The organism is Fluviicola sp., from assembly GCF_039596355.1.
Taxonomy (GTDB): Bacteria; Bacteroidota; Bacteroidia; order Flavobacteriales_D; family Crocinitomicaceae; genus Fluviicola.
Genome location: NZ_JBCNJW010000002.1, coordinates 85,855 through 98,134 on the forward strand (window position 1 = coordinate 85,855; position 12,280 = coordinate 98,134).

Sequence of the window (12,280 nt, forward strand, 5' to 3'; positions counted from 1 at the left end):
AAAGACGAATAGACATCCATCTATTTGCCCAATAGCAGCAAGGGATTCAGCTCAAATCCGATCCTCCAGAATCTTCTGAATATACGTATTGATCTGCTTCTTCTGTTTGCGCGTTCCTTCGTCATTCATCTGGTTATGCGTAATGCTTTTCAATTGGATAATCCGGATTCCCAGGCTATCACATGATGCAGCAACCGGAAGCACACCCGCATCTGCTGTTTTATCGGTAGAACGCAAACTGGAAAACTGCGGATTGGCACACAGTGGAAACGGCATGCGCAGGTTATCCAACGTAATCACTTTCCGGATCAATCCAGGGTAATCCCGTGCTGTGAGCACACTCATATCGCCGCCGTTCGAATGCCCGATCAGGTCGAGTGATTGAATGACTAACTCCGGATTAGTTTCCCTGAAATGATTCAGTACAAACAAAATATTCTCTTCTCCCCGTTTCCAGAAAGGCATGCGAACCACCTGGATAATTCCCGTTTGCGGAATGAGCGAATCCCCTTCCAATTCATGCTGGATGCTCAAGGTCCAGAATCCTTCACGCGCCAAACGTTTCGTGAGGTAGGAATAATTCAGGTAATTCCGTGGATAATTGGCCCCGTAGCCGTGACTAAAAATCACCAGGCGGATGGAATCCGAATCTCCCGGCGCTCTTTTGGGACGAAACAAGGCATACGGGATTCTTCTTCCGCGGATGCTGTCATAAATTTCAAACTTCTCGACCGTTATTTCTTTGCGCTTAACAGCTTCTTTCTTTTTCGACGGTCCGGTTGTTTTTTCGGAACGGGAAGCCAGCGAAGCCATTCCAGCCAACGCAAGTAGTAAAATACCGCTCACAACCACTAAAAAACGTTTTCTTTCCCGACTCATCTTCTATTTTGCAAGCAGTGAAAAATTGATTCCGTCTACCGTCACCATCCGTACTTTCTCTTCTGAATCCGTGACTTTGTAAACGATTTTTTTACCATTCGAACCCGGGGCATCCGAACTTTCCGACCAGAGATTACCGAGACAGCTTTCCACCGTTTCAAGCCGGTAATCCAATATCGTTCCCTTCGGGTCAAAATGCAGGAGAATGAACCCGATCTCCATTCCTGCACCGCACATTCCGTTGGGATTGGAAGTTGAACTAATCTCGTATTTCAGTAATACTTTCGAGCCCGAAGCGTCGTATTTCGAACTGAAAATCGAAAAACCGTAGGGAACACCTCCAAACAAACTCAGGTCAATCCGCTTCTGTTCTCCGTTTTCAAGCGGCAATACCAGAAACTCAAGCTTGCGATCCAGATCAATCTGACTCACATTGAATGCCACTTCCAATTGTTTCTGTTCACTATTCCAGGTTCCTTTGTACCTGTAATCTGCATAATCCACATCGAATTTCTCCACAAAACCAGAACGGTTCATCAGGTCATCCGTTGCTTCCCAGGGATTGGAAACGGAAGAAAGCATCTGTTTCACGCTATCTGCACGTGCTGCATCGGTAAACGAATAGAGTACCAAACGGCCGGAACATACGCCAACCAACGGAATTTTCTTTTTGACATGGTCGTAATAGTACCATCCCGAAACGGAATAACTCAGCCAGTTTTCCGGGGAATATTCTTCGAACTTCAGGTACATCGTAATCGGGTATTTTCCACCGATTGAACCGGTAAACACCTGGTCGTTTATCGAAAACTCTTCGATGGAAATCATGTCTTTCTGGGCTTTCAGACCAAAAATCAGGAATAAGCACGCGCCCACTGTTAAAAACCTCATCGTACTTTTTTCGTTTGAGCGGGAACTATTTTCTGCTGATCCATTCCTTTTTCATCTTTATAATGAATAACAATATTGGTTTGTTTCACTTCCAGTCCGTTTGCCGAACTCGCGATCATCTGAGCCGCCTCAAAACGGAAACGAGCCGGGAGCAGCGCAAAATCTACTTCACGTACATACTCAAACGCAGCGGGAAATTCCCAGATATAGTCTTTCACGATCAAGCCTTTTGAATTCACGAAAAACACGGTTTCTGTCTTGCTGCTTTGAATATCGATTAGTTCACTTTCCCAAACGGTTCCCAGAGCCTCTCCGTTTTCCTGGCAACTGGCACTCGGCAGGTGAACAATTTCCTTCAGTGTCTCCGGATCAAGTACATATAATCCCTGGTACAAAGGCCAATAGTCTTCCGTAGAAACACCGTTTGCCTGTCCGCCATGGATCAGGAAGTAAATTTTCTTGTGTTTTGACAGATATACTCCATCAACTGCCGAAGCCATCGTGAAGCTTCCCTGGAAATTCACAAATGGGTTGAAATGGATCAGTTTCCAATGATCCTGCTGTTTTTCAAAAAGCGCCACACTAAGTAAACCGCGTGAAAATCGTCCGGTTCCGTCATTCACATGCGATGTTGAGAAACAAACGACCGCCCGGGAAACACCGCTTTCTAACTGATACTCATACACTCCGTTTGCCACCGTGTAATTGCGGTCATAGGGAAGTGTCTCTTCTTCCGGCTCATCGCCGTAAGTCCTGTACACTTGTTTTGTACACGTCGGACATGTCCAGTAAGCAGCCGTTCTCCATTCCACCAATTCGGGATCGTCTTCATCCATCGGTGCAGGAAAAAAACGGAAAAGCAGCTTATCAGGATCCAATGCGCCGGAACCAAAATCCAGCTGCTTCAATTTCTCCAGGTCGAAAGAAACGACCTTCGGCTTTTTCATTCCGGACTCCTGGGCTTTGCTTTCAATAGAAAAAATGAGCAGTAAAAAAGGCAAAATAGCGGACAATCTTTTCATTTCAATCGGACTTACAGTCGAATGTACATATAAATCGTCAATGTCTGACGCAAAAAAAATCCGGCAGTGATAGTCTGCCGGATTTTCTTGTTTCAGTTAATATTAGATCACTCCGTGTACGGTAGCTTCGTCTTCCCCTTCGAGGTTTATTTTCTTTTTGGTGAATTTCGCTTGTAATCTGTCCACGATGTAATACATCATTGGTACTACAATAATAGTCAAGAACATTGAACTTGTCAAGCCCCCGATCAAAATCCACGCAAGTCCGTTTTTCCATTCAGCTCCTGAACCTGTTGCAGTTGCAATCGGAATCATCCCGATAACCATCGCAATCGTAGTCATCAAAATCGGACGCATCCGTTCACGAACCGCTTCCAGGAGCGCATTGTAGGTCGAACGACCTTCCGTTTTCAAGTGATTGGTGAAATCCACGATCAGGATCGCATTCTTGGCCACGAGTCCGAGGAGCATCAACATCCCGAGCATGGTAAAGATTCCCATATTCGACTGTGTTAAATTCAGTGCCAGAATGGCCCCGATCAATGACACCAGGATGGAGAACAATACAACGAACGGATAAATGAAGTTGTCATACAACGCCACCATGATCAGGTAAACGAGAATCAAACCGATTCCCATTGCCGTACCCAATGCACCCATGGATTCTTTCTGACGTTTTACTTCACCACCCCACAGCATACGCACATTCTTATCCAGCGGCTTTTTCTCGAGGTATTTGGAAATTGAATCCGCAACCGTTCCGGAAGCTGTTCCCAACACATAGGATCTCAGCGTCGTATTTGAAATACGGTTTTTTCGTTCCAGCTGACCATAGCCATTTTCAATGGAAACATCTGCAAATTCGCTCAAACGAACCTGTTTTCCATCATTGGTCACAAAAGTCATTTCGTTGATGTTATCCACGTTGCTTCGGTCGTATTTATCCAGCATGATACGGATATCGTACTCATCACCTTTTACATCAAAACGCGCATCGTCATTTCCGGTCAAACCGTTTTGCAGCTGCATTCCGACACTGGCAATCGGCAATCCCAATTGGCCCATTTTTTCACGGTTCAATTCGATACGCACTTCCGGAGAAAACTCATCTGTTGAGATCGTCGGGTCTTTTGCTCCCGGAATCGTCAGGATGTGGTTTTTCATACGGCGCGCTTCTGCCATCAATAATTCCGGATCATCGGAAGAAAGGAAAATCTCGATCGGTGCTTCTTCCGAATCCACCATTCCCATGTTCAACGCTTTCACTTCGATTCCCGGGTATTTATCCTGGATTTTCTTCCGGATTTCGTTCATGTACTTCAAAGTCGGATATTTCTTCTGCATATCCTTCTTCATTTTAACCGTGATCTCAGATCTGTTTTCCTGTCCGAAAGCCGCAGCTCCCATTCCGGAAGAAGGTCCACCGACGTTGGAGAAAACAATGTCTACTACGTCTTTCTGCGCCAGGATCATCTGTTCGATTTCCAGCGTCGTCGTATTATTTTCTTCGAATGTTGTACTCTTATCGTATTTCAGTTTGATCATGAATTTCCCCTGATCTCCCTGTGCTACGAATTCCTGTCCGACAATCCCCAAGCCCATGGTCGCCATACTAGCAAAGAACAACACCAGGATTCCAAGCCCCATGATCAGCTTGTGTCTCAACGACCAGCCAACCAGTTTCACGTATCCTTCAGTAAAGGATTTAATCGTGTTTTCAAACCAGATCAGGAAAAGCTGGAACGGGTTTTTCGGGTTGAGTTTGGTTTCTTTTGCCAAACGTGAAGCCAGCCACGGAGTGAGTGTGAAACAAACAAACAGGGACATCAACGTCGAAACAACCACCACAATGGAGAACTGGCGCAAGATGTCTGAAATCGTTCCTTCGATAAAGACTACCGGAGAGAACACCACGACGTCTACCAATGTAATCGCAAGGGCTGTGAATCCGATTTCCGTACGACCGTCCAAAGCAGCTTTTCTTCGGCCTTTCCCCATTTGCAAGTGGCGGTAAATGTTTTCCAGTACCACGATGGAGTCATCGACGAGAATACCGATTACCAGGGACATCGCCAACAGTGTCATCAGGTTCAGTGTATAGCCGAACATGTACATTGCAATGAACGTCGAGATCAAAGAAGCCGGGATCGCAATCAATACGATCATTGCATTACGCAAACTGTGCAGGAAGAGCAACATTACCGCTGCTACCAGGATTACCGCCAGCTCCAAATCGTGCAATACCGCATCCACCGATTCGATCGTAGGAAGGGATGTATCAGTCGCAACCGTAAATTTGATTCCTTCTTTCTGGTATTTCTCTTCAATTTCCTTGAATTTCTTCTTGGTCAGATTTGCCATATCCACAGCATTCGCATCACTTTGCTTCTTGATTCGAAGACCGATCCCGTTGACTCCGTTGAAACGGCTCACGGTTACGACATCTTCCGAACCGTCAGATACGTCTGCGACATCTCCCAAACGAACGGATGAAGTTCCGTCAGTAAAAATGATCAGGTTTCTAAGGTCTTCTACCGTCTGGAATTTTCCAGCCAGACGCACTGTCATCTGTTCCGTTTCGTTTTTCAATTTTCCGGTAGGAAACTCCACGTTTGCAGAGGCTACAATCTGGTTTACCTGCGCCAGGGACAATCCGTACATTTTCAGCTTGTCTTTGTCTACATCTACTCTGAAGGCACGTTTTTCACCTCCGATCACCTGTACTTCAGCAACACCTTTTGTCTGCTTGATCTGCGGAAGTAACTGTTTATCCATCAACTCCATGAACTCGCGGTCTCCCATGTTGTGCGCTACTGCACTCACCTGAAGTACCGGAGAGGCATTCGGGTCAATCTTTGCCAGAACCGGAGTTTTCGCTCCATCCGGAAGATCATTCAGAATATTGTTTACTTTCCGCTGGGCATCCTCCAAAGCCATGTCGATATTCGTCGAAGCTTTGAATTCAAGCATTACCACAGACGCATTGTCCATGGAAAAAGTCGTTACTTCCGAAATATTCTCGAGTCCGCTCAAGGCATCTTCGAGCTTTTTGGCAACTTGCGTTTCTACTGTCGCAGGAGAAGCTCCCGGGTACATCGTAGTAACTGTCAGGATCGGTGGAGAAAAATCAGGTAGAAGCTCATAGCTTAGCTGATTGTAACTCAAGAGACCACCTCCGATCAAAATTGTAAAGATTACAATAATGAAGGATGGCCGTTTAATGGCTAACTCTGTTAATGTCATGACCTTAAATCCGTTTAGTTGGTTTTAACATTTGTTTTATCCTGGAGGTTCACTTGTCCTTTCACAACGATCACGTCTCCTTTTTTAATTCCGTCTACTACTTCAATGTAATCTCCGTCGGATGTTCCTGCAGTAAAGTTTGTCAGATACGCTTTCTTTCCGCGTACCACATATACCTGAGGATTTTTAGACGATCCCACCAATGCCAAACGCGGAACAGCTAATGCTGTTTTGCTGGTATTGTTTCCGATTCGTACGGAACCATACATTCCCGCCATCAGTTCACGTTTCGGGTTCGGAACTTCTACCTGTACCTTGAAGTTGTGTGCTTTGTCTGCAACCACACTGATATTGGTGATTTTTCCTTTGAAATCGCGGTCTCCGTAAATATCTACACGTACCGTTACCTGCTCCCCCAAATGAAACTTCAATACATCGCGCTCCGGAACGTTTACAGTCAGTTTCAGGCTGGAAATATCCGTGATTTCGAACAGCTGCGTTCCATTTCCTACGAATGATCCCAAATCGATCATTTTGCGCGTGATTACTCCTGCATACGGAGCTGTAATGGATGTACTGCGAATTTGTTTCTGAATCTGTTTTTTCTGAATTTCTCCGGAACGAACGCTCAGTTTGGATTTCTCTACCTGTACTCCTGAAACGGCGTTTTCTTTCGCCAGGTTCGAGTAACGGCTGTCGTCGTTTTTGTTTCCTTCCAAACCAACTTCTGCATTGTCCAATTGCAATTGCAGCATTTCATCGTCCACTTTTGCCAGCAGCTGACCTTGTCTCACCTGGTCGCCTTCTTCAAATTTGATGCTGATGATTTTCCCGTTTGCATCCGAACCTACGACGTTTTGTCTGGACGGCTCAAAGGTTCCCAGGTACGAGAAAGAACTCGCAAACTGGTGCGTTTGAGGATTTGCTGTTTTTACCAATACAGCTGCTTCCGGGTCATTGATAAAGATTTTTGCCTGTACCTCCTTCTTGTTCGACATTAATTTTACAACTACCAGTCCGACAAGAACTACAGCAACTATAACGATTGTAATAACTCTTTTCATCTTTTTTACGGTTAATCTGTTTTATTATTTAATTCCTCCTATGTTTTTTAAATACTCCAATTCTGCCTGGCGCAAATTCACATATGCCAGTACCACATTGGTTTGGGCTTGCTGCAAGCTATTACTTGAATTCACCAAATCATTTGAATCAACAGTTCCTTCATTGTACTGCAATTCCGTTTGCCTGTAAACGCTTTGAGCCAGTTTCAGCTGTTCCTGGGCAATTCCCAGTGAGTTCACCTGGATTTCGATTTGCTTCTTCGCATTTTCGGTCTGCATGTGCAATTGCTGTCTGGTTAGTTCCTCCTGGTTTTCCAGCTTCGTGTGGTTGATGCTGGTTACCTTTTGCTTGTGGTGTTTTTCCAATCCGTCAAACAACGTCCAGTTCAGGCTCAACCCTAAAAAGGCAGATTCAATCCCGGTGCGGACATTATCGGAAGGCTTCATGTTATAGGTGTAATTGTAAGCCGCAACAAATGAAAGCGTCGGAAGGTAAGACATGTTGGTTCCTTTCCGCTCTTCTTCGTTCATTTTAATCTGTGCACTAATCAACTCCAGTTCCGGGTAATTGATGGTTGCTCCGTCTACCAGGATTGATTTCTCTACCAGGTCATCCGAAGCCAATTCAATTTTCTGCTCTTCAGGAATCCCGATCAGGATTTTCAGCATCATTTCCAACTGGTCTTTATTCGCCATCAGTGTTTGTTTCTGGTTCACCGAATTCAGGCGGTTAATGCGCAGTTTATCCACTTCCGTTTTGATCACCATCTGTTGTTTTTCCATCGCTTCCATATTGTGGATCAGCTTTTCGATGTTTACCAGGTTGGAATCTACAAACGCAATCTGCTTGTTGATTGCCTGCAGGTTGAAAAACACGTTTGCCACTTCCGTTTTGCTGTCGCGCTCCGTCACTCTCTGCTGGATTTCGATCAGCTGCTGTTGGATTTTCAGGGTGTTGATCCCGTAGTTTACCTGTGGATTGTACAACGTTTGCTGTAACTGAATCGTGTTGGATAAATTATACGGAACCCCGAAAGCAACTTTCGCATAGGTCCCCGGTGCTCCACCGAAAAACTGAGCTGGAACCAGCTGTCCGGGGATGATCGCATTGTACTTGTAGTCGCCTGCAAATGTGACTTTCGGCAAGCGGGCAGCCAAATAAGACGAAATCTGACTTTTATTCGCTGCTACGTCCAACCGGGAGTTAACAATGGATAAATTCGCCGTGTCCGCCATTCTCAAGCAGGTTTCAAGGTCTAGTACCTGAGCTGAAGCGCCACTTCCAACTCCTAAAACCAAGAGTACACCTAAAAAAACTTTTCTCATCTTAAATCTTTGTTTAAATGAAGTGTTTATTATTTATTTTTTTGGATAAACAGGTATCCGATTAGCATTTCCGTTACATATTGTTTTTGAAGCGTGATCAACTCGGAGTATTGATCATCATCGAGTCTGTTCAAGTGTTTCATCAGCGGTTTTCCCACAAACGGATATTGACAGTTTGCAGAGATCAGGATCATCAGGTTGGTCAAATCCATTTTACGGATAATCCCTTCTTCCTGTGCTTTACCGAGTTCTTCAAACACCCCCGTTGCTTCAATCTTCTCCAGGATCGAACGCGGATCAAACTCAAATTTATCTCCTCGTGCAAGTTCTGAAATGATAAAGCGCGGAATATCCGGATGCGAAGTCAGAAACTCGTATTCCCGTTCAATAAAGATGCGCAGTTTGCTTTCCAGGCTCAGGTCTTTTTTGAAGACTTCCAGCGTCGACATCATGAAATCTTCCATGACCGTTTCAAACACCAGTTTAAAAAGCTGTTTCTTGGAGCAGAAATAATAGTTTACCAGGGCCACATTCATCCCTGCTTCTTTGGCAATTTCCCGAGAAGAACAGCCGTCAAATCCTTTCTCAACAAACACGCGTTTTGCTGCTTCCCGGATTTTTTCTTCAGTTGATAGTTCTTTACTCATAAGTTCAAAATCGCCGCAAATTTAAACACAAATTTTAAACACCTGTTTAAAATCAATTTGTTTAATTGTTAAAATACGTAAACACATTCGCTAACAACAAGCTATAGCGCTTAAATACATTTTTAAACACAACAAATTTGACTATGAAAATCAAGACCAACTATGGAAAATCGGTGAACGGTAACCACAGCACCGTCAATGGTGGAAATGACTGAATAAACTGATTCAAACGCCTGTTTGAACCAAACAATCAGCGGACAAATACAGAAGTGATGAAAAAACACCTAAACCAGTAAAAGAAAGGAAGTACTGGTTTGTTAATTCAAAGGTTTAACGAATCCCTTGAACCGGTTTAACTTTTGAACTTTTTCAATAAAGCACTATTGAAGTTGAACGTTGGAAAAGAAACCTTCCATTCAATCAGAATACGAATGTAAAATCAAGGGATTACTCTCCCGGAGTGTCGATAAAGACATCCGAACGCTTGTTTTTAAAGTAGTAGGTCATGGCAAAACCAACCAGGAGTGATTGTGTAGGACCACGCAAATCTTTGGCCGTATAACCGCCGGAAGAAGTTGATCCGATGCGGTAGCCCTGGAAGTTATACCCGGAGAAATTATATCCTACAATCCAGCGGTAAGCTACAGCTTCATCCGCGGCAAGCACCAGTGAAATAGCAGGTTCGATGTATGCCGCTGTTACACTCTGCGAACCGTATTTACGGGTTCCGGAAGTGACAAACCACTGTTGAGCCACACCGAAACGCACGCCGCATTCCAATCCGAGACGCGGGCCAACCCAATTCGTCCAGCCCAATTCGATATCTCCGCCGAGAACATGCATTCCTCCTGACATGGAAACGACTTTTTTATGATTGTAAACGGAATCGTTGCTGACACCCGGCTCAAACGGAATCCGGTATTCATTGACTTTGTAGTACATGTATCGCGGCCCGAAAGCAACGTACCAGTGTTTGAAAGGCTTGTACTGAATCTTCGGATGCACGTTCACCAGTCCGTTGAGGTAGTTTTTAAACATTTTGTTCCCCATTCCCATTGGAAGTGTGATTTCCCCGGTAATATTCCATTTATCGTTCCCGATTTGGGCTTGAGACCCCAAAACAAACAACACAATAAAGAACCCTGTTAAAAGCTTTTTCATGATGCCTTAATTATTACCTAAATCTACGAAAACTATTTGGATGATGTATGATCGAATGATAGATAGATCGTAACTTTACTTCATGGTCAGAGGCATTCTATACATCATCCTTTCCGGAATCTCCTTTTTCGTTGTGAATTTCTTTGTCAAGATGCTCGGAAATCCATCCAACCCGATTATTCCGAACCTGCAAAAATACCCGGCACATGAACTGGTATTTTTCCGGAGTGTAGTTTCTTTTTCCATCAGTGCGGCAATCATCAAATACCGCGGGCTTTCGCTTTTGGGAAACAACCGCAGATGGCTTTTCCTGAGGGGAACCGCCGGCATGGTCGCTCTCACACTTTTTTTCTTCACCCTGCATAAACTTCCGCTGGCTATCGCTTCTACACTGCAATACCTCTCTCCTATTTTCACCGTGCTGATCGCTTCGCGTTTGTTCGGGGAATCCGTGTCGAGAATTCAATACCTGAGCAGCCTCATCGCCTTTATTGGTGTGGCTTTCATCGGGATGAACGGCATGGCAGGAGGTTTTTCAGGCCACGGAACGGACGTCATCTGGATGCTGCTGGGAGTCGTATCAGCTGTTTTATCGGGTGTTGCCTACAATGCCATTTCCAAACTGAAAGAAACCGAAGAACCGATCAACATCGTGGTGTATTTTCCGATGCTTGCCCTTCCCATAACAGGACTCTGGTGTTTGTTTGACTTCACAGTTCCGCAGGGAATCGAATGGTTGATTTTGCTGACGATCGGAGTGTTTACCCAGATTGCGCAGGTACTGATGACCTGGGCATTCATGTCGGCCAACACCGCTGTCATCGCTCCATTTCAATACATCGGTGCAATTTATGCGCTGCTCTCGGGCTGGTTTATTTTTGATGAAAGACTGGAAATCGCTTCTATTTCAGGTGTCTGCCTGGTGGTATTCGGGGTGATTTTGGGAACCATTTTCCGAAACAAAGCCAACGAAAAACAAGCAATAGTCGTTTCGGAAGATGTTCAAACGGAAATACTTTCCTAAAATTCGCAAAACTTCCGAAACCTGACACATTTATACGTATTTTCGAATCATGTTGTCTACCATTCAAAAAGATCAGCTGGCCCAGTTCGGGAACCTGGAATTGCTTGCCAAACAAGTGGTCGAAGGATTCATCACCGGAATGCACAAAAGTCCTTTCCACGGATTTTCGGTCGAATTTGCCGAACACCGTTTATACAACCCGGGAGAATCAACCCGGCATATCGACTGGAAACTCTACGGACGCTCCGAAAAGATGTTTACCAAGAAATATGAGGAAGAAACAAACCTGCGTTGCCAAATGGTGATCGATGTGTCCTCTTCGATGTATTACAGTGGTAAAAACGATCTCTCGAAGCTCGAATTTTCGGTTTTAGCGGCGGCTTCCTTGTCGGAATTATTGAAAAGACAGCGTGACGCGGTTGGATTATCACTGTTTCACAATCAGCTATTCCTGCATACTCCGGCTAAATCTTCGGGGGCACACCACCGCTTTTTACTCCACGAAATGGAGAAACAGCTCCACGAATACCAGCCGGTAGATTCCAGGCTCACGGAAACAATCTCCTGCCTGCACGACGTGGCGGAATTATGCCACAAAAGAAGCCTGATCGTTATTTTCACCGATTTGCTCGACGATCCTTCGCGCCTGGATGAATTCATGCAGAGCATTCAGCACATGAAGCACAACAAACACGAGGTTATTTTGTTTCACGTCATGGATAAATCGACTGAAATTGATTTTGAAATGGGCCACAATCCGATCAACCTGATCGATATGGAAACCGGTGAAAAAATGAAACTGCAACCGGCAGAAATCAAGGAAAAATATACGACTGAGATCAATCGTTATTTCAATGAAGTCAATCTGAAATGTACACAGTACAACGTCGATTTTTATGCCATAGATATCCAGAATCCGATCCAGGACGTTCTGGTGAAGTATTTATTGAAACGACAGAAGCTTTATTAATTCAAAAATGAATAATGCAAAATTCAAAAGTACCACCACCTCCATTTTGAATT

10 protein-coding genes are annotated in these 12,280 nt (G+C 44.6%); 2 read left to right on the forward strand and 8 right to left on the reverse strand.

Going from position 1 to position 12,280, the window contains the following annotated elements; translation table 11 throughout:
- Positions 1–51: 51 nt before the first annotated feature.
- The 8 genes from ABDV94_RS05565 to ABDV94_RS05600 form a co-directional block, all read right to left on the reverse strand.
- Complete coding sequence (locus ABDV94_RS05565; protein WP_343605502.1) at positions 52–879, reverse strand: alpha/beta hydrolase; 828 nt, start codon at positions 877–879, stop codon at positions 52–54.
- 3 nt (positions 880–882) lie between these two features.
- Complete coding sequence (locus ABDV94_RS05570) at positions 883–1,770, reverse strand: hypothetical protein (protein WP_343605504.1); 888 nt, start codon at positions 1,768–1,770, stop codon at positions 883–885.
- Entirely contained in the window at positions 1,767–2,792 is a 1,026-nt protein-coding gene (locus ABDV94_RS05575; RefSeq protein ID WP_343605506.1) for a hypothetical protein, read from the reverse strand. The genes ABDV94_RS05570 and ABDV94_RS05575 overlap by 4 nt, the downstream gene beginning before the upstream one ends.
- Positions 2,793–2,894: 102 nt before the next feature.
- On the reverse strand, positions 2,895–6,035 hold the full coding sequence (locus ABDV94_RS05580) for an efflux RND transporter permease subunit (protein WP_343605507.1): 3,141 nt from the start codon (positions 6,033–6,035) through the stop codon (positions 2,895–2,897).
- 14 nt (positions 6,036–6,049) lie between these two features.
- Positions 6,050–7,099, reverse strand: coding sequence for an efflux RND transporter periplasmic adaptor subunit (locus ABDV94_RS05585; protein WP_343605509.1), 1,050 nt, complete (start codon positions 7,097–7,099; stop codon positions 6,050–6,052).
- A gap of 24 nt (positions 7,100–7,123) precedes the next feature.
- The gene (locus tag ABDV94_RS05590; RefSeq protein ID WP_343605510.1) at positions 7,124–8,425 is read right to left on the reverse strand and encodes a TolC family protein; all 1,302 of its coding nucleotides are present in this window, start codon (positions 8,423–8,425) and stop codon (positions 7,124–7,126) included.
- Between the two features lie 29 nt (positions 8,426–8,454).
- Complete coding sequence (locus ABDV94_RS05595) at positions 8,455–9,072, reverse strand: TetR/AcrR family transcriptional regulator (protein ID WP_343605511.1); 618 nt, start codon at positions 9,070–9,072, stop codon at positions 8,455–8,457.
- Between the two features lie 447 nt (positions 9,073–9,519).
- Complete coding sequence (locus tag ABDV94_RS05600; RefSeq protein ID WP_343605512.1) at positions 9,520–10,233, reverse strand: hypothetical protein; 714 nt, start codon at positions 10,231–10,233, stop codon at positions 9,520–9,522.
- Between the two features lie 82 nt (positions 10,234–10,315).
- On the opposite strand from ABDV94_RS05600, the gene ABDV94_RS05605 reads away from it, so the two are divergent.
- The gene (locus ABDV94_RS05605) at positions 10,316–11,257 is read left to right on the forward strand and encodes a DMT family transporter (RefSeq protein ID WP_343605513.1); all 942 of its coding nucleotides are present in this window, start codon (positions 10,316–10,318) and stop codon (positions 11,255–11,257) included.
- A gap of 49 nt (positions 11,258–11,306) precedes the next feature.
- Entirely contained in the window at positions 11,307–12,227 is a 921-nt protein-coding gene (locus ABDV94_RS05610) for a DUF58 domain-containing protein (RefSeq protein ID WP_343605514.1), read from the forward strand.
- The last annotated feature ends 53 nt before the right edge of the window (positions 12,228–12,280 follow it).

What these genes read in the sequence shown, in the direction of transcription:
- ABDV94_RS05565 (WP_343605502.1), bottom strand. Translation starts at nt 879, where the DNA reads ATGAGTCGGGAAAGAAAACGTTTTTTAGTGGTTGTGAGCGGTATTTTA.
- ABDV94_RS05570 (WP_343605504.1), bottom strand. Translation starts at nt 1,770, where the DNA reads ATGAGGTTTTTAACAGTGGGCGCGTGCTTATTCCTGATTTTTGGTCTG.
- ABDV94_RS05575 (WP_343605506.1), bottom strand. Translation starts at nt 2,792, where the DNA reads ATGAAAAGATTGTCCGCTATTTTGCCTTTTTTACTGCTCATTTTTTCT.
- ABDV94_RS05580 (WP_343605507.1), bottom strand. Translation starts at nt 6,035, where the DNA reads ATGACATTAACAGAGTTAGCCATTAAACGGCCATCCTTCATTATTGTA.
- ABDV94_RS05585 (WP_343605509.1), bottom strand. Translation starts at nt 7,099, where the DNA reads ATGAAAAGAGTTATTACAATCGTTATAGTTGCTGTAGTTCTTGTCGGA.
- ABDV94_RS05590 (WP_343605510.1), bottom strand. Translation starts at nt 8,425, where the DNA reads ATGAGAAAAGTTTTTTTAGGTGTACTCTTGGTTTTAGGAGTTGGAAGT.
- ABDV94_RS05595 (WP_343605511.1), bottom strand. Translation starts at nt 9,072, where the DNA reads ATGAGTAAAGAACTATCAACTGAAGAAAAAATCCGGGAAGCAGCAAAA.
- ABDV94_RS05600 (WP_343605512.1), bottom strand. Translation starts at nt 10,233, where the DNA reads ATGAAAAAGCTTTTAACAGGGTTCTTTATTGTGTTGTTTGTTTTGGGG.
- ABDV94_RS05605 (WP_343605513.1), top strand. Translation starts at nt 10,316, where the DNA reads ATGGTCAGAGGCATTCTATACATCATCCTTTCCGGAATCTCCTTTTTC.
- ABDV94_RS05610 (WP_343605514.1), top strand. Translation starts at nt 11,307, where the DNA reads ATGTTGTCTACCATTCAAAAAGATCAGCTGGCCCAGTTCGGGAACCTG.